At 34.0% G+C, this 20,085-nt stretch carries 16 protein-coding genes and 1 pseudogene; 10 read left to right on the top strand and 7 right to left on the bottom strand.

Annotated elements, in window-relative coordinates; genetic code table 11:
• Window positions 1-10: 10 nt before the first annotated feature.
• Genes A9G32_RS03885 through A9G32_RS03875 form a run of 3 tightly spaced genes read right to left on the bottom strand, consistent with a single transcriptional unit; the run spans window position 11 to window position 1,788 of the window.
• A complete protein-coding gene (locus tag A9G32_RS03885) occupies window positions 11-265 on the bottom strand; it encodes a phosphopantetheine-binding protein (RefSeq protein ID WP_065574786.1) in 255 nt (84 codons plus the stop codon).
• 27 nt (window positions 266-292) lie between these two features.
• Window positions 293-1,087 carry a lysophospholipid acyltransferase family protein gene (locus tag A9G32_RS03880; RefSeq protein ID WP_065590083.1) on the bottom strand — a complete coding sequence of 265 codons (795 nt, stop codon included), beginning with the start codon at window positions 1,085-1,087 and terminating at the stop codon, window positions 293-295.
• On the bottom strand, window positions 1,069-1,788 hold the full coding sequence (locus A9G32_RS03875; protein ID WP_065574808.1) for a beta-ketoacyl synthase chain length factor: 720 nt from the start codon (window positions 1,786-1,788) through the stop codon (window positions 1,069-1,071). Before A9G32_RS03875 ends, A9G32_RS03880 begins: the two co-directional genes overlap by 19 nt.
• Before the next feature lie 138 nt (window positions 1,789-1,926).
• Here A9G32_RS03875 and A9G32_RS03870 point away from each other — a divergent pair, with 138 nt between their 5' ends.
• The 8 genes from A9G32_RS03870 (at window position 1,927) to A9G32_RS03835 (ending at window position 12,365) form a co-directional block, all read left to right on the top strand.
• Window positions 1,927-3,006 (top strand): methyltransferase, encoded by a 1,080-nt coding sequence (locus A9G32_RS03870; RefSeq protein ID WP_065590095.1) that lies wholly within the window; start codon window positions 1,927-1,929, stop codon window positions 3,004-3,006.
• Window positions 3,007-3,026: 20 nt separating this feature from the next.
• Window positions 3,027-3,425, top strand: a complete 399-nt coding sequence (locus A9G32_RS03865) for a hypothetical protein (RefSeq protein ID WP_065590084.1) — start codon at window positions 3,027-3,029, stop codon at window positions 3,423-3,425.
• Window positions 3,426-3,750: 325 nt separating this feature from the next.
• Window positions 3,751-5,451, top strand: coding sequence for an aspartate-alanine antiporter (gene aspT, locus A9G32_RS03860; RefSeq protein WP_065590085.1), 1,701 nt, complete (start codon window positions 3,751-3,753; stop codon window positions 5,449-5,451).
• Between the two features lie 29 nt (window positions 5,452-5,480).
• Window positions 5,481-7,073, top strand: a complete 1,593-nt coding sequence (locus A9G32_RS03855; protein WP_065561708.1) for a bifunctional aspartate transaminase/aspartate 4-decarboxylase — start codon at window positions 5,481-5,483, stop codon at window positions 7,071-7,073.
• Window positions 7,074-7,541: 468 nt separating this feature from the next.
• Window positions 7,542-9,134, top strand: coding sequence for a bifunctional phosphoribosylaminoimidazolecarboxamide formyltransferase/IMP cyclohydrolase (gene purH / locus A9G32_RS03850; protein WP_065590086.1), 1,593 nt, complete (start codon window positions 7,542-7,544; stop codon window positions 9,132-9,134).
• Window positions 9,135-9,217: 83 nt separating this feature from the next.
• On the top strand, window positions 9,218-10,507 hold the full coding sequence (purD, locus tag A9G32_RS03845) for a phosphoribosylamine--glycine ligase (protein ID WP_065590087.1): 1,290 nt from the start codon (window positions 9,218-9,220) through the stop codon (window positions 10,505-10,507).
• Window positions 10,508-10,911: 404 nt separating this feature from the next.
• Complete coding sequence (locus A9G32_RS03840; protein ID WP_065590088.1) at window positions 10,912-11,415, top strand: hypothetical protein; 504 nt, start codon at window positions 10,912-10,914, stop codon at window positions 11,413-11,415.
• On the top strand, window positions 11,352-12,365 hold the full coding sequence (locus A9G32_RS03835; RefSeq protein WP_065590089.1) for a hypothetical protein: 1,014 nt from the start codon (window positions 11,352-11,354) through the stop codon (window positions 12,363-12,365). Before A9G32_RS03840 ends, A9G32_RS03835 begins: the two co-directional genes overlap by 64 nt.
• 401 nt (window positions 12,366-12,766) lie before the next feature.
• Here the strand turns inward: A9G32_RS03835 and A9G32_RS03830 are convergent, their stop codons facing one another.
• Window positions 12,767-13,978 (bottom strand): MFS transporter, encoded by a 1,212-nt coding sequence (locus A9G32_RS03830; RefSeq protein WP_065590090.1) that lies wholly within the window; start codon window positions 13,976-13,978, stop codon window positions 12,767-12,769.
• A 194-nt stretch (window positions 13,979-14,172) separates the two neighbouring features.
• Between A9G32_RS03830 and gap the strand changes: the two genes are divergently transcribed.
• Together gap and A9G32_RS03820 are read left to right on the top strand one after the other, a co-directional pair.
• Entirely contained in the window at window positions 14,173-15,174 is a 1,002-nt protein-coding gene (gene gap / locus A9G32_RS03825) for a type I glyceraldehyde-3-phosphate dehydrogenase (RefSeq protein ID WP_065590096.1), read from the top strand.
• A 50-nt stretch (window positions 15,175-15,224) separates the two neighbouring features.
• Window positions 15,225-15,809 (top strand): TetR/AcrR family transcriptional regulator, encoded by a 585-nt coding sequence (locus tag A9G32_RS03820; RefSeq protein WP_065590091.1) that lies wholly within the window; start codon window positions 15,225-15,227, stop codon window positions 15,807-15,809.
• A 99-nt stretch (window positions 15,810-15,908) separates the two neighbouring features.
• Here the strand turns inward: A9G32_RS03820 and A9G32_RS03815 are convergent.
• The 3 genes and pseudogenes from A9G32_RS03815 to A9G32_RS03805 form a co-directional block, all read right to left on the bottom strand.
• A pseudogene (locus A9G32_RS03815) lies at window positions 15,909-16,573 on the bottom strand (aldo/keto reductase); the annotation flags it as partial.
• 226 nt (window positions 16,574-16,799) lie between these two features.
• Window positions 16,800-18,386, bottom strand: a complete 1,587-nt coding sequence (locus A9G32_RS03810) for a sulfatase-like hydrolase/transferase (RefSeq protein ID WP_141672727.1) — start codon at window positions 18,384-18,386, stop codon at window positions 16,800-16,802.
• Window positions 18,387-18,543: 157 nt separating this feature from the next.
• Entirely contained in the window at window positions 18,544-19,860 is a 1,317-nt protein-coding gene (locus A9G32_RS03805; RefSeq protein ID WP_218055824.1) for a phosphoethanolamine transferase, read from the bottom strand.
• Between the last annotated feature and the right edge of the window lie 225 nt (window positions 19,861-20,085).

The raw sequence follows: 20,085 nt of genomic DNA, 5'->3' as shown, positions 1-20,085 counted from the left end.
TATGTCTCTCCTATTGTTGTGATGAGATAAAATCAGCTAATGATTGAATTGAGTAAAATGCTTTTTTCGTTTCTTCACTTTCTGCAGATAAAACGATCCCATATTTGTTTTTAATAGCAAGACCAAGTTCTAACGCATCAATAGAATCTAGCCCTAGTCCATCATTAAATAAAGGGGCTTGAGAGTCGATATCATCAGGTGTGATAGCTTCCAAATTTAGTACATCAATTATGAGTGTCTTTATTTCATTATGTAGTTTTTCCATTAGTTTTCCTTTTACATTGAGACTGTTTTAATTTATTTCAGTTTCATTAAATACTGAAGTCAAATACCGTGTTAATTGCCTTGCTGCAACAGTTGTATTTGGGCTGATAAAATCAGCAATTGAAATTTTTTCTCCGACAGTAATATTAAAACAAGCTTTTTTTATTGGTATATCATACCATTTCTGTTCCTTTATAAGAAAAGGAGGAGCACATTTTATATGAATGACTCGAATATCCACTTGGCAACGTAATGCTATATTAGCGGCACCTCTTTGTAATTTTATTGGTTTGTTTGGTATACTTCTTGTCCCCTCGGGAAATATCAGTATTCGCCCACCTTTTGCCAATATTTGTTTGCATTGTGGTAATATTTTTTCTGATTCGGCATTTAAAATGTATCCCGCGGTTTTTATGATGCGGCTGATAAAAATATTGTTGATAAGTTCACCTTTAATTAAGCAGTCACAACGAGGCATTACTGATGCTAAAAGTACAACATCAAGCAAAGAAGGGTGATTTGCCACAACCAAACAATTTTTGTCTTGTTTGAGTTTCTCAAGTCCATTGAATTGATAATTAATTACCCCTAATGATTTTATTATCCATATAAAAACTTTAAAACTAAAACAAACACTTTTTTGGGCAATAATGCTTCGTTGATGTTTGTTCCAAATAAATATTCTTAACAGACTAAACCATAATAGTGAAATTATAAAAAAACCACATAATCCAAATAACGTAAAGCCTAGCGCAGTAATTAATAAACGCCAATATTGATTAAAATTATAGGTGTTTATTTTCTCTATAAATTTATTATCCATTGCCAATCTTGAACGTTTCCTTGTACTATAAATTGTTTTTGTTTATTCAAATAAGCATGCAAAAAAGCAAGAGATTGCGGATAATCTGACTTATAAACTTTTGATGTTTTTTCTATACTTTTACAACTAAATTCATTGCCACTTGTTAATATGTATCCTACAGCATAAATCGGAACTAACTGTTTGATACCCGTTTGATAAAATTTGGGAACGATGCCATCAAAATCTATTAATAGTATTTTTTTGTTGCTTTGATTTAATAAAGGTAAAGCTTCTATCAAGCCTTGATGAAAACTATCATTATGTGCTGATAACGAAGTAATAGGAACCGTTTGATTTGCAACAATTGTTAGTAAACCTGCAGTCGTATTATGAACTGATAGGGCAAAATCAGTAGGTGAAATCTCATTATTTTGATTAAGTTCAGATAATATTTTATAAGTTCTTTCTAATTCACCATGTCGACTAGTAAAGATAGCCAAATCAACGCTATTATTGTTTATAAGTTCCAGACCAACCTCAACAGCTAAGCGTGATGATGTACTCATTCGGCGCACTTGCATCATGGGCAGTTTATTTGATTTAGGTAGAGGTAAACTCCAATCGTGTTCTAATTGTTGAGACCACAAAAACCAATCATCTTTACTAGATAATCCGGAAGATAAAGCAAACCAATTTTCAATAGAAAAAGAAAAATTCATTTCGTTAATATTTTTAATTAATTCTTTACTTAACAATATTTTGTAATATTATTTAATATAAATTTACTTAAGTATGCAATGTGCTGATACAATACATTAAAAATTTAAAAAGGCAAGAGATTGACTGAACAAGAAAATATAAGATATGGATATTATAAAGATATTTATACCGCATTAGACGCAATAACAGAAGCACAAAAAATAGCATTTTATCCTATCTTTTTTCAAGCAATAGTTTGTATGAAAAACAAAGGTATCTTAACTTGCATAGATCAAGCAGGGAAAAGAGGCATTTGTTTTGACGAAATAGCAAAACAAATTTCTTTATCCCCTTACGCAATTGAGCTTTTGTTGGATATTGGATTAAGTATGCATGTTATCTATAAAAATGATGGGCACTATATTCTTGGTAAAGTAGGGCATTATTTATTACATGACAAAATGACCGAAGTTAATCTTAATTTTACTCAAGATATTTGTTATCAAAGTATGTTCTATCTACAAGATTCGCTTGAGTCTGGAAAACCTGAAGGATTGAAAGTCTTTGGTAATTGGAAAACAATATATCCAGCATTACAGTCATTGCCTAAAAAAGCTAAAGAAAGTTGGTTTGAATTTGATCATTTTTATTCTGATCATTCATTTCCAATTGCTTTTTCTCATATTACCCAATTGAATCCCAAACACATTTATGATGTTGGTGGTAATACAGGTAAATGGGCTATTTATTGTACTAAACACAACCCCAATATCAAAGTTACATTATTAGATCTACCCGAACAGATTTCTGTTGCCGAAAATAATATTAAGCAAGCAGGTTTTGATGATCGCATTGACTTCTATTCCGTCAATTTATTGACTGCAGAGATATTACCAAATGAAGCAGATATTTGGTGGATGAGTCAGTTTTTAGATTGTTTTAGTATTGAACAAATCACCCATATTTTAAAATTGATTCACAGTAGCATGAAAGATGATGCTATAGTATGTATTATGGATCTATTTTGGGATAGACAAAATTTTGAAGCTGGAGCATTGAGTTTAAACGCTTCTTCTTTGTATTTTACATGTTTAGCAAATGGAAATAGTCGCTTTTACCATTCTAAGGTATTTTATAATTGTCTTAAGAATGCTGGTTTTTATGTCGAAAAAGATATTGATAATTTAGGTTATGGCCATACGCTGTTAATCTGTAAAAAGCTAATTAGTAATAAATAAACAAAATAAAGGAGTAAACAATGAAGTTTTTAAAATATATCGTTGGTGCATTATTACTTTCGCTATTAATTGGATGTTCTGGTAAATTCCAAGAACCTAAAAATATTACCACCCCAGTAACTGGACTGTCAAAAGATCAAGTGAAAAAAGCTATTTTAGCTTCTGCTACTAATGGTCGAGCTGCATTTGGTACATGGAAGATGGATGTTATTGACAGTAATACTATCCGAGGGCGTTTATTCAACCGTAAGTTTGAAGTTGTAGTGAATATACCTTATTCTGCTAAGAGCTACTCTATTAATTATGTATCAGTTAGTAATAATTTAAAAAATAGTCAGGGCGGAGTTCATCGAAATTATAATCGTTGGATAAATAATCTTGATGCTAAAATTCAAGAAAATATTTTCAAAGCAAAATAAAGTAGATTTTTGGCTGATTTAACCATATCTGATAAAAGATAAAATGAAAGTATAGTTAGTCTAAATTTATTAATTAAAAATATTGAGCTCAATTCAAAAATTGAGCTTATACAATCTAAATACATTTATTTCAAAATTTCTTGTCCTTGATTAAATATCCATTAAACATAGCGCTTGTTAACTAATTTTTAACGATAGCATTAATTGTCAAAACTGAATATCCATTATTCTAAATAGGTTTAATATATAAACAGTCCATGAAAATTAATGGATAAACTCTTTCTTTAATCGCATTTCTTTATGTTTCTCCTTGAGGACAATTAATATGTTTCAATGGCTTTCAAATTGGGTTTTAGATGGGCTTAAACACTCCCCAGAAATTCTATTATTTTTATCGTTAAGTTTAGGATATTTAATTGGTGGCATTCGAATGGGTAAATTCCAACTCGGTGGTGTTGCCGGTTCGTTACTTGTCGCTGTTGCTTTAAGTGTTTTTGGCGTTACTATTGATGCTGGGGTTAAGTCGATTCTCTTTGCACTATTTATTTATGCTGTGGGTTATGAAAGTGGTCCTCAGTTTTTCCGTTCACTAGGCGTGAAAACATTACGCGAAATATTCTTAGCATTATTTATTGCTGTCGCAAGCTTTGTGACTGTTGTAATTTTAGCTAAAATATTCAATTTAGACAAAGGCCTTGCTGCTGGTTTAGCTGCAGGAGGATTGACCCAATCAGCCATTATGGGCACAGCCTCTGATGCATTAAGTCAGCTTGGATTAAGTGCTGAAGAATTAAGTAAAATGCAAGCTAATGTCACTATTGGTTATGCAGTCACTTATATATTTGGTTCACTAGGTGCCATTATAGTGTGTGTCAATATTCTACCAAAAATAATGGGTAGAGATATTGGCGATGATGCAATTAAAGCACAAGCAGAACAGCTTCATGGTTCGCTCTTATTGGGCAATGATCAAAATTTAGCTTTATCTGATATTAGTGGTCGTTTGTATCGTATTACCAATAAAATCAACCAAACTGTTTCCCATATTGAACAAACTGTAAATGGTATCAGTATTGAACGTATTAAACGTGGCAATAAAATAATAGAAGCAACCCCTGAAACAGTATTAAAGTCAAAAGATATCATTCTGGTTGTGGGTCATCGTGACGCTATGATTAAAGCACAAGATCTACTTGGTAGCGAAGTAAATTCAGCATCAGGTATGGATGTAGTGATGAACAAACTAGATGTTGAAATGCGTAATAGCCGTTATGTGGATCAAAATCTTACTCAAGTACTTCAATCTGACGAAGTTATGAAATTAAAACATGGAATATACCTTTTGGCTATTCATCGTGATGGACAATCCCTTCCACTTAATAACGATATTAATTTAAAATTTGGTGATGTTATTACTATTTATGGTGCTGATGGTGATCTTCGTCGTGTTGTAGATAAAATTGGTGCTCCAATCACTAAAAGTGAAAAAACTGACTGGATATTTCATGGTTTAGGGCTTGTTGTTGGTCTTATTATTGGTTTAATCGTTATACGTGTTAGCGATATTCCTATTACATTAGGAGCTGGTGGCGGTGCGCTTTTATCGGGATTATTATTCGGCTGGTATCGCTCTGTTCATCAAACTATTGGTAACATACCAACTGGTGCTGTGCAACTTTTAAAAGATTTTGGCTTGGCAGGTTTTGTGGCGGTTGTTGGTTTAAGTTCTGGTCTTCAAGCGATTAATACTATTAAAGAACAAGGTTTATCCCTATTTTTAATTGGTGTTGTTGTTACTTTATTGCCAATGTTACTTGCCATTTATTTTGGTAAATATGTACTAGGCTATAAAAATGTAGCGGTGTTTGCCGGTGCTTTAGCGGGTTCGCGTAGCGCTAATCCTGCTTTTGGTGAAGTGCTAAATAAAGCCGGTAACTCAACACCAACCAACTCTTTTGCCATTACTTATGCTTTAGCTAATGTTTTCCTAACTTTATTAGGACCATTAGTTGTTGCTTTTGTTTAATTGATCCATCAAATTAAGGATACAAATGTATGAAAAACAAAACAGAATACAGTCAATATGCTAATTTAAGTCCTTTTGAATTAAAAGATAACTTAATTAAACTGGCACAAAGTCATACTGATCGAGTAATGTTAAATGCAGGTAGAGGTAATCCCAACTTTCTTGCTACTTGGCCTCGTCAAGCTTTTTTCCAATTAGGTGTATTTGCAACCCAAGAATCCGAAATGTCATTTTCATATTTAAATGAAGGTATCGGTGGCATGCCAATTAAAGCAGGACTAACCGGACGCTTTGAACATTTTATTTGCCAAAATTACAACACTCCTGGTGTTGCCTTTTTAGGTAAGGCATTTTCTTATATTCGTGATCAACTAGGGCTTGACGAAAACGCCTTTTTACAAGAAATGGTAGAAGGAATTTTAGGATGTAATTATCCAGTACCAGATAGAATGCTACATTTTAGTGAAGATGTGGTTAAAGCATATGTTTTACAACAAATGGGTGCTCAATATCTGGATCGTAATGATATAGATTTATTTGCTGTCGAAGGTGGCACAGCTGCCATGGCTTATATTTTTAACTCAATGAAAGAAAATGGATTAATCCAAAAAGGTGACAAAATTGCCATTGGCGCACCTATATTCACGCCTTATCTCGAAATTCCTGAACTTAACGATTACCAATTAGTTGAGGTATTAATTAATTCTGATCCTAACTCAAATTGGCAGTATCCTGAGTCAGAATTGCGTAAATTAGAAGATCCAGCAATTAAAGCCTTTTTTGTTGTTAATCCTTCAAATCCACCATCAGTTAAAATTGATGACAAAAGTTTAAAAATCATTGCTGAGATTGTTAAAAAACGTCCTGAATTGATCATTTTGACTGATGACGTTTATGGAACATTTGCCGATGACTTCCAATCTTTATTTGCAATTTGCCCTCAAAATACTATTTTAGTTTATTCATTCTCTAAATATTTTGGTGCTACAGGTTGGCGTTTAGGTGTTATTGCAACAGCACATGATAATGTAATAGATAAAGCCATTAAAGCGTTACCAAGCAAAACCAAACAGATCTTAAATAAACGATATAGCTCAATTGTTACTGACCCTGAAAATCTAAAATTTATAGACCGCTTAGTAGCCGATAGTCGTGCGGTTGCATTAAACCATACTGCTGGACTATCAACACCACAGCAAGTACAAATGGTATTATTTGCATTATGTGAAATGATGGATAGCGATCAAAGCTATAAAACAGCATTAAAATCACTAATTCGACGCCGTGCAGCATCACTTTATCAACATTTAGGTCTTAAACATCAAACCGATGAAAACAGTGTAGATTATTACACTCTAGTGGATCTTGAACATATTTGCCGAGAATTATATGACGATAAATTTGCTAAATGGATCCTAAAAAATAAAAATCCTTCTGAAATGTTATTCAGAATTGCTGATGAAGCAGGTGTTGTACTACTACCGGGTAAGGGATTTGCTGTACAACATCCTTCTGCTCGAGCATCGTTAGCAAACTTAAATGAATATCAATATGCCGCAATTGGATTATCAATGCGTAAATTAGCAGAAGAATATTATGCTGAATATAAAGCGAAGAATTAATAGTTAAATATTTAAATCAATAAACTTAATTAATACCCTAGCTAGTCTAGGGTTTTATTCAACCAAAATGTTGTAAATTTTCTACTACTGATGTATCCAAAAGTAACAGTATTACAACAATCTATCTTTTGGGAAAAATATAAAATCAATATACTACCTGAGTTATGTAAAACGAAAAATAGACCTATCTTTATACGTTAAAAGGTTAATATAACCATTTATACGTCGTCAAAATATGCCGACAAATAAGCGAGCATAACACGTCAAACAAGCATTTTGGAAGCGGAAGTGTTAGGTATTTTGTCAAGAATAAAATATAGCTGATTTGTCAAAACCGAAATAAAGTCAAATATTATCATTCAACTACTTTGATCGTTTTTGATAAGTTAACACTAAACTTCTATCTTTAATTTATATATAATGTTGGCTCAATAACTTAGATTGTAGATATCAATTTCGGAGCCTTTCATGCAGCAGTTTCGTCCTATCCGTCGTGCTTTACTTAGTGTGTCCGACAAAACCGGTATTTTAGAATTTGCAAAAGCCTTATCAGAACGTAATGTGAAACTCCTTTCGACTGGGGGGACAGCAAAATTATTAATGGAAAACCAAATACCTGTTATTGAAGTATCAAATTACACTGGTTTCCCTGAAATGATGAACGGGCGAGTTAAAACCTTACATCCTAAAATCCATGGGGCAATTTTAGGGCGACGGGGTATTGATGATGATATTATGCAACAACACCAAATTGCACCGATTGATATGGTTGTTGTTAATCTTTACCCCTTCGCACAGACTGTCGCTAAACCAGATTGTACGTTAGATGATGCGGTTGAAAACATTGACATTGGTGGCCCGACAATGGTTCGATCTGCTGCCAAAAATCATAAAGATGTTGCCATTGTAGTTGATTGTAGTGATTATGAAAATATCATCAATATGATGGATAGTAACCAAAACTCCCTTTCATTTAAATATCGTTTTAACCTTGCAATTAAAGCCTTTGAACACACGGCTAAATATGATGGTATGATTGCCAACTATTTTGGGCGATTAGTGCCACCTTACATGGATGAAACCAATCAACCATCGGGCGAGTTTCCTCGAACTTTAAATCTACAATTCATTAAAAAACAGAATATGCGTTACGGTGAAAACGCACATCAGCAAGCGGCTTTTTATGTTGAGCAAGATGTCAAAGAAGCCTCGATTGCAACAGCAAACCAATTGCAAGGTAAAGCCCTTTCTTATAACAATATTGCTGATACCGACGCTGCCCTTGAATGTGTAAAATCATTTGATGAGCCAGCATGTGTGATTGTAAAACATGCTAATCCTTGTGGTGTAGCGGTTAGTGATAATATTTTACATGCTTATGAAAAAGCCTTTAAAACTGATCCAACTTCAGCTTTTGGTGGCATTATAGCCTTTAATCGACAGCTTGATGTAGATACCGCAAAAACCATTGTTGATAAACAATTTGTAGAAGTAATTATTGCCCCATCAGTTAGCCAAGAAGCTTTAGCCATTACTCAAGCTAAAAAAAATGTGCGTGTACTTGAATGTGGTGAGTGGTCAACATCAGCATCAGTAAGTTTAGATTTTAAACGTGTCAATGGCGGTTTATTAGTCCAAGATCGCGATCTAGGCATGATATCGCCAAATGAATTAACAGTAGTAACCAAACGTAAACCAACTGCTCAAGAGCTTTCAGATGCGCTATTTTGTTGGAAAGTGGCAAAATTTGTTAAGTCAAATGCCATTGTCTATGCAAAAGATAATATGACAATTGGTATTGGAGCAGGGCAGATGAGTCGTGTTTACTCTGCTAAGATAGCGGGAATTAAAGCTAAAGATGAAAATTTAAACGTTGCTGGATCAGTTGTTGCTTCAGATGCGTTTTTCCCATTTAGAGATGGCGTCGATGCCGCTGCAGCCGCAGGTGTGACTTGTGTGATTCAACCTGGTGGCTCGATTCGAGATGATGAAGTGATCCAAGCCGCAAATGAGCACAATATCGCGATGATCTTTACTAAAATGCGTCATTTTAGGCATTAATTGTGTGATCACTTTGTTAGTTTTTAAAAAGAGTTATCTATATATATCTTTATATTATGAAAGGCATCTTAAAAGGATCTTTTATGAAAGTATTAGTAATTGGTAATGGTGGGCGTGAACATGCGCTTGCTTGGAAAGCAGCACAATCTCCATTGGTTTCAAAAGTTTTTGTTGCACCTGGCAATGCTGGTACTGCGCTGGAACCAAGTTTAGAAAATATTAATATCAAAGCCACCGATGTGAGTGGACTGCTTAACTTTGCCCAGCAACAGCAAGTGGATTTGACCATTGTTGGTCCTGAAGCACCACTGGTTATTGGCATTGTTGATAGCTTCCAAAAAGCTGGATTAAAAATCTTTGGCCCAACCAAAGCGGCTGCACAACTTGAAGGATCAAAAGCCTTTACTAAAGATTTTTTAGCACGTCATAAAATTCCAACAGCTGAATATCAAAACTTTACTGAAGTTGAACCAGCAATTGCTTATATCCGTGAAAAGGGCGCACCGATCGTGATTAAAGCCGATGGACTTGCGGCTGGTAAAGGCGTTATTGTTGCCATGACACTAAAAGAGGCCGAAGACGCCGTTCGTGATATGTTAGCTGGAAATGCCTTTGGTGATGCAGGTCACCGAGTAGTGATTGAAGAGTTTCTCGATGGTGAAGAAGCTAGCTTTATTGTTATGGTAGATGGCAAAAATGTCGAACCCATGGCAACTAGCCAAGATCATAAACGTGTTGGCGATGGCGATACAGGTTTAAACACGGGTGGCATGGGCGCTTATTCGCCAGCTCCTGTTGTAACTGATGCGGTTTTTGCAAAGGTAATGGATGAGATCATCTATCCAACGGTCAATGGTATGGCGCAAGAAGGCAACGTTTATGTCGGCTTTTTATATGCTGGCTTAATGATTGACAAAAACGGCAATCCCAAAGTTATTGAATTCAACTGCCGATTTGGCGATCCCGAAACACAGCCGATAATGATGCGAATGCAATCAGATTTGGTCAAACTTTGCTTAGCGGCGGTAGAAGGCAAATTAGATACGGTCAAATCAAAATGGGATCCAAGATCCGCATTAGGTGTAGTGCTAGCTGCAGGAGGTTACCCAGGTGAATATCATACCCAAGATGTAATTCTTGGACTACCAGCAGAATCAACAGAAGATTGTAAAATTTTCCATGCAGGTACTAGTTTAGAAAAAGGGCGAGTCTACACCAATGGGGGACGAGTATTATGTGTAACTACACTTGGCAACACAGTACTTGAAGCTCAACAACGTGCTTATCAGCAAGCCAAAGACATCTATTGGCATGGTTGTTTTTATCGGCATGATATTGGTTACCGTGCAATTGAGCGGGAAAAAAATAAATAACCGTTTATGAAAAATTGATTTATTAAAAAACAATAAATAAAAAGTTCAATAAAATCAATGCTCTACCTGAATGTTTTTGCCTTGGGTAGAGTGTTTGATAGCGCTAAGTGCTTTATCATTTTGATATAAAATAGCTTAAATAGTATGATGTCACCGTTGCGATTTGCTACTCTCAAAGCTCAAAATATCAGAATTTTAGCTAAATTTTTAAATAAAAAATGTATCCTAAAAGTTGTTATAATCCCAAAGCAATAACACTCACTCCTAACAAAAATTAACCAAAACTTATCTAAAAACTAGCAAAAATTTACATAAACGGATATAATTTCATCAATTCGGTAATAGTTAATTTAATTATAAGGTTAATATAGAAACCAATAAACTTAATCGACAGGTGGAACGTAATGCAGTATCATTTTAGACACAAGCAGAGGCAAGCCAATGTCTTAAATTTATTAAATAACCAAGCTAGATGTAGTGTTACACAAATCTTGTTTATCTTATCAAAGTTATCTTTAAAATTTTTATCGAAATCACTTGCTAAATTTCCGTTTTCATTGACACTACTACTATTATTGCCGTATTCATTGGAATCGCAGGCATTATCGGCCACGACTTCTAAACGTATTAATGGTACTGTACCTTATTTAACTTTTGAGGATGGTACTACCAAAGTGACTACAACAGATGACTTATTAAGTATTAGGTTATCAGATGGTCGTACACTCACACCGCAAAACAATTCTTCATCATCAACAAATCCCATTGAGCTACCCGCATCAGGTCAAAGTTTTGAAAATATTGACATGATAGTACCGACATCAACCAATTCTGTGAACCTGGAATGGCAACACATTTTAGTATCACAGATAAAAATAACCAAACGGTTAGTCGTAATGAAGTATTAACGATAAGTAATGCACCTTATAAAGTAAAATTAAGTAGTACAGAGGGATCTTTAAGCACACAATACGGGAAACCAAATGCTAGTATCTTCACAGAAGGTAGTGAAACATATTACATCAAACCAAAGGTTAAAGTAGGAGTCAACTTCGTAAGGCCGAATTTGCAATTAGGAACAGATATTTTCGCGGGTCCTGCTTACGAATGGAACCCTGATAAGGGATTTCTAGTTCAATCAACCAATTCAGTATCATACGCGTTAAATTTTCCGACTACGGGTGCTGATGGTTTATATTTTGATTTAGATATAGTTGGAGTAGATGCAAGTCAGTTAACTTGGGAGCCCGTCACGCATGAAGGAATAACCGCTACGGTGACAAAGACAACCGCTAGCGATAGTTGGATTCCTAATGGTTCAGAAACAGTAACGCGTGTTACTCTAACGGGTCCAGAGGCTAAAGCACAATGGGATAGTGCTAATCCCAATCCAATTACAATCCCAAATTTACCGAAAGAATTTGAATTAAAAGGCAAGGATAGCAGTGGTAATGTGGTGGTAAAATATGGATTTGTTTTGCAAAAGTGGTTTGTCAATGGAGGAACTAGATTTGATATCTATCCTAATAGCGTATCTTGGTGTAGTAGTTTAGGTTATCGAATTCCACAAATAAGGGATCTTACTAATACATACAGTTCTGCTTGGGGAAATGATTGGCAAGGAGCTGTACCGCCATCCTCTAATAATGGTTCTTACCAACGACGAATAGGGGCTGGATTAGCCACAGAGTGGGGTGACATGATGTATTATACTAATACAGGTTTTGAATACATCATGAACAACTGGACTAGTGATAGTATAGGAGGAACAGGCTATTATATGTACACAGTGGGTTTGTCGAATGGTATTGTTTACTACTCTACAAGCTTATCTTCTATTGTTTGTGTTACTCCTTAGTTTTTGCACTTAAACTTAAACTGAGGACACTCAACCAAAGAACAAAGTCCTGTGTAAAGCTAGACGACACGCCCAATAGGTTTTAAAAGCTTGCGCTTTTTCTAATAAATAGCAAAAGCGCTTTGCAAAAATAAAAAACAAAAGTTAACTTAACAAACGAAAGATAATCTATAACTATTTAATCCCATCAAAAAAATAAAAATTAAATAAAATCAATAGTCTACCTGAGGTGTTTTTTATAAGGTCATCTTAATAAATATTTTCAATGCTTTTCTTAAAGACTTAATTTTTTTTCTATTCATTATCAAAGTTTTTGGATCACTATAGGTAATTTATGTATTGTATATAGTGAGCAATTACTTTATCGTCATCATTTTACTAATTCAAACTAATAATAGAAACTAAAGTTTAATTTCTTTATTTGCCAATGAAATAAAACACAATAGCGAAGCAAATGTCAGAATGGTTACAGTGCCCCATACCGTTCGCCATCCGTAGCTATGGGCGATATCAGCAATGATAATAGGAGTTAGAAACGAAGTGATAAATACGGTAGTGCCAATCATACCCAAGGCTGTTCCCGTACGTTCAATGCCCGCTTTCACTGCTACCTCGGTATAAGCAATACCGTGCCACGCATGGCCAAATAAACCTGTTAACACAATAAATATAATCCCCATATATGTATTATTCACCATTAAACAAAGCATTAAAGATGCCATTCCACCAAGTATGGCGTAATATTTTAATAAGGCAATACGATTCTTTTCTTTGTCTGTATAGTAACCTGACCAGATCCTGAGCACCCCACCGCCAATCTGAACACCAATAAGAATAATAGCAATTGATGCTAAATCAATATGTAGGTTATCACGCATATAGATGCTACCAAATGTGAGTACTGCCATTTGAGGTACCGTTAGAAAACCCGCAGCCATAACGACCCTCCAAACTGCCCCAGTTTTTAGTGGGGAGGGGATAGTGAGGGTTGATTTTGGTGTATATTTTGATTCACTCTGTTTAGTGTTGATAAACAACACAACTACAAGACCAACGCTAAAGCCTGTGGTAGCTAATACAATAAACATCAGTTCAAATCCATATGAATAGGATAACCAAGGCAGTAGTCCAGTTCCAATCGCACCGCCAACTGGGATTGCGGTTTGACGAACACTCATAGCAAATCCACGTTCACTATCATCAAACCATGACATCACAGTTCTGCCAGATGATGAGTTAATACTACCGCTGAAAGCTCCTGTTACAACTAGGGCTGCTCCCAAGTGTAAATATTTAACACCACCACCAAGTGAAGCTTCTGGCGTGAGTGATATGGCGATTAAGGCATACATTATAGCTGATGACCATAACCCAAGAATCAAAACCTTCTTGTCACCTAATTTATCTGTCAAGATCCCCCAAATTATCTCTGAAGCTGCAACACCTAACCCCATTGCTCCTAAAACGAAACCAAGTTCGTATAATGAAAAATGATAAGCATCTCGCATTAAAATTCCAGTAATGGGTATGCCAGCAAAACCCATCGCAAATGTTGCTTGTGCCAGAACACCAATTCCAAGCACAAACCAACGATAATTAATTTTTTTATCCATTTAATTTTTCCTTACTTGATAGCATACCAACTGGTATGTTTCGATTCATAGTATTCTATTTATTTGTATAAGTAAAATTAAATAAATTTCAATAAATTATTTTAATTTATTAATTATTTTAATTTTAATTAGTATATAGGGTGTTTTTGTGTTACCGTACCAATTGGTATGTTTTATTAATGTAATTGGAGGTAATAATGACTAATGTAGCAATTAATGGTTTTGGTCGTATTGGGCGTAGTTTTGTCCGTGCATTGCAGGATTGTTCACATCACATCAAAATAGTTGCGATCAATGATCTGGGTTCAATTGATCAGCTCGCTCATCTTTTAAAATATGACACAACTTTTGGACGTTTTGCTAAAAGTATTGATGTAAAAAAAGGTTGCTTAATTATTGACGAACAAGAGATTGCGATATATCAAGAACGTGATCCTGAGGCTCTCCCATGGGATAAACATCAAGTTGATGTGGTATTAGAATCAACTGGTGTATTTAATGATGGCACAAGAGCACAGTCTCATATTAAAGCTGGAGCTAAAAAAGTGCTCATTTCTGCTCCAGCAAAAAATGTCGATTTAACTATTGTTCAGGGGGTGAATGAGCACTTGTATAACAAAGATGAACACCACATTATTTCTAATGCTTCATGTACAACAAATTGTTTAGCCCCTTTAGTTAAGGTGTTACATGAGAATTTTGGAATTAAATCAGGTTTTATGACAACGATTCATGCTTATACGCAGGATCAAAATCTTCAGGATGCACCGCATCGGGATATGAGGCGAGCACGAAGTGCAGCACAAAATATTGTTCCAACTTCAACTGGTGCAGCGCAGTCAATTGGACTTGTTTTTCCTGAATTAAAAGGCAAATTAGATGGTGGTTCGGTGCGTGTTCCTGTCATTACTGGATCTATGATAGATCTTACATTAAATCTAGAGAAAGAAGTGACAGTACAATTAGTAAATGATACTATCAAAAAAACAGTAAACTTGAAAAAAATGGATGGTATTCTTACCTATACAGAAGATGAAATTGTTTCTTCTGATATTATTGGCAATCCAGCTTCCTCTATTTTTGATGCTAAGCTAACTAAAGTGATGGATGGTACTTTACTCAAAGTTGTCAGCTGGTACGACAATGAATGGGGATTTTCAAATCGTTTGGTGGATACCATTTTACAAATTAAATAATTAGTTAATTAAACATACCGTCAATTGATGGTGTGTTGAGTTATAGCAATATGAATAACGAACAAAAAACTAAACAAAATTCCAGAGAAAAGCTCATTATTGCTATGGCTGATCTCTTATTAGAAAAAGGTCTTGCAAATACTAGCCCTAAAGATATTTTAAAGCGGTCAGGAGTTGGACAAGGTAGCCTTTACCACCATTTCAACGGTAAAGAAGATTTGGCTTTATATGCTATAACTTATAATGTAGAACAGTTAATAAGCATAAATGCTTCAGTACTAAATACTGATACAAATGCTTATAATAAACTGTCAAATTTGCTATTAAAACCTCGTAATATACAACGAGGCTGTTTAGTTGGTCAAATGGCACGAGATAGGTCTATTATGACAAATCCTCATTTAGCGGCAGAAGTTATACGCGGATTTTTAACAATGAAACAAACGTTAGAAAATCTTATAAGAATGGGAATTTCTGATGGAAGTATTTCTAATATTCTTGCACCGTTAGAAGCAGTAACACTGATCATATCCACTTTGCAAGGCGCTTATATTTCAGCAAAAGGATTGCAAGATGAATCCTATTTTCACCTAACAATCAATTCACTATTGAAAATATTTACGCCAAAATCATAGTTTATTTTTGTTTAATTTGTGTTGAATTACAAACAATAAAACAGTCAAACCGTCATTTATAGCACAATAAAGTAGCTCATTTTTTCTTTATTGTTTTTTCTATTTCACAATAGACATAAACCACTCCACCGCTTTTGGATCCTGATGCGAGAAGAATAAGCTATGACCTGTATCTAAAGCCGCTATACTTGCCATTTCTTGATTTGAAAGTGAGAAGTTAAATACATCAAAGTTTTCTTCCATTCGTTCTTTTCGGGTCGATTTAGGAATGGCAACAATACCATTTTGAATCAGAAAACGCAGTGCAACTTGTGCAACTGATTTTTGGTATTTTTTGCCAATTTCAATAAGTACTGGGTTTTCAAAAAAATTGTTTTTACCTTCGGCAAATGGTCCCCATGATACTATTTGTGTACTTAGCTTTTGCATCACTTCGCGCGCTACTTTTTGTTGTTGAAATACATGTGTTTCAACTTGATTAGCCGCTGGTTTTATACGAACAAAATGATTTAAATCAATAAGGCGATCTGGATAAAAATTGCTAACGCCGATGGCTTTAGCCTTGCCTTGTTCGTAAGCTTCTTCCATTGCGCGATAAGCGCCATAGTAGTCATTAAATGGCTGGTGAATTAATAATAAATCAATATAATCTGTTTTTAATTTGCGTAATGATTCTTCTATTGATTGCTTGGCTTTGTAGTTAGCGTTGGTGATCCATATTTTTGTGGTAATAATAGTTCTTGGCGGGGAATGCCACATTTTGTATGGCATTGCCAACCTGACGTATTTTAAAAATTAAGACCTGTTTTAGATGGACGGTAAATCCATCTAACATTCATTATTTAGCCAAATTTAAAATATTAGCAATGACCTGCTTGCTATAAATGTCACTAATAGCAAAAAAGGGGCGTTTTGTGCCCCTTTTATAATATTTTATATACAATTTATAGCCGATTTCTATCAATTCCTCAACGTATAATAGGTAACAAATTAATGCTTGTTAAGTACTTCTAAAAAAGGCATGACACTATTGTTTGGCATAAAAACTCGATCATTATTCTTTTCTTTGTTAAGGATAGCTGGATCAATCTCATAACCTAACAGATTAGAAAGAATATATTTATTCATAAGCCCACTTAAATAACCATCTGATCCTCGAAATGATTCAATAAATTGACAATTATATCGTTGATTGGTTGATATAAACATAAAAGGGATTAGGAACTGGTCAACGTTGTCACCTATACCATGCCCAACATTCACAATTTCGCCATGATCCGAGGTATAAATAACGGTATAGTTGTTACTATATTTATTAATAACATCATATAATGCTTTGATTGCACGGTCGGTGTGATGAATAGTTAAATCATATTCTTCGACATCAGGTAAAGCCAACTTATCAACTTCATCATAACCTTTTGTATAGGGTTGATGGCTACCGCGCAAATGTACAAAAATAAATTTTTTCGGAAAATTATCTTTTTGTAGAGTGTCTTCTAATAATTGACTTAAATTAATATCCAGAATATCTTCAGTAAAAGTGATAACATCGCTTTTACGTGCAATAAAACCAAACTTAGTATTAAATGTACCTTGAATTTGTTGCCCAGCCGATGCTAGCCAATAGGTTTTGTAATGATTGAACTTAGCCATCTCAATAATCGATTTATTATCAAATAAATTATCATCACTTTCGGGCACATTGAATGAAAGTGTCATAGGTATAGAATCCCGAGTAAAGGCTGCCGCTGAGTGGCTATTTGGGATAATACATCCGCCATTTTGACTAAAAATATTGGTCATAAAAGGCGTAGTTTGTTTATGATAACCGTAAGTGCTATAGCGGGAAACTAAAGATGATTCCCCCATGATAAATACGATCAAGTCGTTATCAGGCTTACTAGGCGGCAAAAGAATAGCCTCATTAAATTTTTCAATTTCATTGGCACTTGAATAAATATCTGTTGATGCATAACTAGCCAAAAGATAGGATAAATTACCCAATGCCGCTGGATAAATTCGACGAACTATCTCAGCAGTAGTTTTATAGTTGCCTCTCTCGATTTCAGACTTCTCTGCTAAATTTTGTGAAAAAACAATAAAAAAAAGTAAAATTAAATACAATATTAATGGAATAACAGGTCTAAATTTAACAGTAATTGCTTTTCTAAAAATAAATAAAATAAGAAAAGTTGCAATAAATGCGGGGCCAGCTATGATTAAAACTTGTTTAGACATTGACAATATTTCATAAGAACTGGTTTCTACTATAGAGTCTAGCACGGTATCAGATATTACTTGCCCGTAATAAATAAAATAACTTATTTCTAGTAAAAACAGAAATAGAAATAACGAGCCAAGAGCAAATATAAAATAATTAGGGCTAAGAATACTAGTATGTAAAAGAATAATAAAACATAAAGTTGTTATCAAAACGGCATAAAATATAGGTTCATTAAAAATAAATTTGCCGCCAATAACATCAAATGTTAAGTAAGAAAAAATAGCACTAAAAACGATATAAACCAACAATAAAATGAAAGAAAGATTCCATTTAATTTTAAAAAATTTCATTATATTACCTTATTATATTTTTAACATATTAGGTTAACTTATTGTTCTATTTGTGTGATTGTTAGCTTGTACTGAATCAATTTTTTTAACAACTTAATGTATTTATTAAAAAACATAATGATGATAAAAAATTTTTCAACGTATAGTAAGTAACAAATTAATGTTTGTTAAGTACTTCTAAAAAAGGCATGACACTGCTGTTTGGCATAAAAACTCGATCATTGTTTTTTTCTTTGTCAAGGATAACTGGATCAATCTCATAACCTAACAGATTAGAAAGAATATATTTATTCATAAGCCCACTTAAATAACCATCTGATCCTCGAAATGATTCAATAAATTGACAATTATATCGTTGATTGGTTGATATAAACATAAAAGGGATTAAAAACTGGTCAATGTTGTCACCTATACCATGCCCAACATTCACAATTTCGCCATGATCTGAGGTATAAATAACGGTATAGTTGTTACTATATTTATTAATAACATCATATAATGCTTTAATTGTACGGTCGGTATGATGAATAGTTAAATCATATGCTTCGGCATCAGGTAAAGCCAACTTATCAACCTCATCATAACCTTTTGTATAGGGTTGATGGCTACCGCGCAAATGCACAAAAATAAATTTTTTTGGAGAATTATCTTTTTGTAGAGTGTCTTCTAATAATTGACTTAAATTAATATCCAAAAGATCTTCACTAAAAGTGATAACATCGCTTTTACGCGCAATAAAGCCATATTTAGTATTAAATGTACCTTTAATTCGTTGCCCAGCCGATGCTAACCAATAAGTTTTGTAATGATTGAACTTAGCCATTTCAATAATCGATTTATTATCGAATAAGTTATCATTACTTTCGGGTACATTGAATGAAAGTGTCATTGGTATAGAATCCCTGGTTAAAGCGGCTGCTGAGTGGCTATTTGGGATAATACATCCGCCATTTTGACTGAAAATATTGGTCATAAAAGGCGTAGTTTGTTGATGATAACCATAAGCGCTATAGCGGGAAACTAAAGAAGATTCGCCCATAATAAATACGATCAAGTCGTTATCAGGCTTATTAGGAGGTAAAATCACAGCTTGATTAAATTTCTCAATTTCATGGGTATCTGAATAAATATCTGTTGATGCATAGCTGGTTAAAATATAAGCTAAATTAGCAAGTACAGCAGGATAACATTTACGAATTATGCTATCACTAGTTTTATAGAAACCTCGCTTAATATCAGGTTTTAATGCTGTGTAATTTACTAGACAATAAATAAGGTAGAACAATATAAGCACATAAATAGTTATGGGAATAAAAAGTTTAAATTTAATACGAACAATTTTTTTAAGAATCAATAAAATAAGGAAGTCTGCAATAAGCGCAGGAATTATTATGATTGAAGCTTGTTTAGCCATTGACATTGCTTCATAAGAATTAGTCTCAATAATAGAATCAAGTACTCCTTCTGATATCATTTCTCCATAAAAAATAAAATAACTAATTTCGGATAAAAAAAGAAATAATAATGAAAAGCCAAAGACAACAATAAGCTTATGACAGCTGCAAATACAATTATGTACTATCATAATAAAAATTAAAGTTGTTATTATTGTAATATAGAAAAACAAATCCCCAAAAATAGATTCGGTAGATTTTTCATGATAGCTATTATTAAAGCAGTAAGACCAGATAACACTGAT

Source organism: Gilliamella sp. Gris3-2 (assembly GCF_001690345.1).
GTDB classification, from domain to species: domain Bacteria; phylum Pseudomonadota; class Gammaproteobacteria; order Enterobacterales; family Orbaceae; genus Gilliamella; species Gilliamella bombi.
This window is presented reverse-complemented; position numbering and strand designations above follow the sequence as displayed.

What these genes read in the sequence shown, in the direction of transcription:
- aspT (WP_065590085.1), top strand. Translation starts at nt 3,751, where the DNA reads ATGTTTCAATGGCTTTCAAATTGGGTTTTAGATGGGCTTAAACACTCC.
- purH (WP_065590086.1), top strand. Translation starts at nt 7,542, where the DNA reads ATGCAGCAGTTTCGTCCTATCCGTCGTGCTTTACTTAGTGTGTCCGAC.
- A9G32_RS03820 (WP_065590091.1), top strand. Translation starts at nt 15,225, where the DNA reads ATGAATAACGAACAAAAAACTAAACAAAATTCCAGAGAAAAGCTCATT.
- A9G32_RS03840 (WP_065590088.1), top strand. Translation starts at nt 10,912, where the DNA reads ATGCAGTATCATTTTAGACACAAGCAGAGGCAAGCCAATGTCTTAAAT.
- purD (WP_065590087.1), top strand. Translation starts at nt 9,218, where the DNA reads ATGAAAGTATTAGTAATTGGTAATGGTGGGCGTGAACATGCGCTTGCT.
- A9G32_RS03885 (WP_065574786.1), bottom strand. Translation starts at nt 265, where the DNA reads ATGGAAAAACTACATAATGAAATAAAGACACTCATAATTGATGTACTA.
- A9G32_RS03835 (WP_065590089.1), top strand. Translation starts at nt 11,352, where the DNA reads ATGGCAACACATTTTAGTATCACAGATAAAAATAACCAAACGGTTAGT.
- A9G32_RS03875 (WP_065574808.1), bottom strand. Translation starts at nt 1,788, where the DNA reads ATGAATTTTTCTTTTTCTATTGAAAATTGGTTTGCTTTATCTTCCGGA.
- A9G32_RS03880 (WP_065590083.1), bottom strand. Translation starts at nt 1,087, where the DNA reads ATGGATAATAAATTTATAGAGAAAATAAACACCTATAATTTTAATCAA.
- A9G32_RS03805 (WP_218055824.1), bottom strand. Translation starts at nt 19,860, where the DNA reads ATGATATCAGAAGGAGTACTTGATTCTATTATTGAGACTAATTCTTAT.
- A9G32_RS03810 (WP_141672727.1), bottom strand. Translation starts at nt 18,386, where the DNA reads ATGAAATTTTTTAAAATTAAATGGAATCTTTCTTTCATTTTATTGTTG.
- A9G32_RS03830 (WP_065590090.1), bottom strand. Translation starts at nt 13,978, where the DNA reads ATGGATAAAAAAATTAATTATCGTTGGTTTGTGCTTGGAATTGGTGTT.
- A9G32_RS03855 (WP_065561708.1), top strand. Translation starts at nt 5,481, where the DNA reads ATGAAAAACAAAACAGAATACAGTCAATATGCTAATTTAAGTCCTTTT.
- A9G32_RS03865 (WP_065590084.1), top strand. Translation starts at nt 3,027, where the DNA reads ATGAAGTTTTTAAAATATATCGTTGGTGCATTATTACTTTCGCTATTA.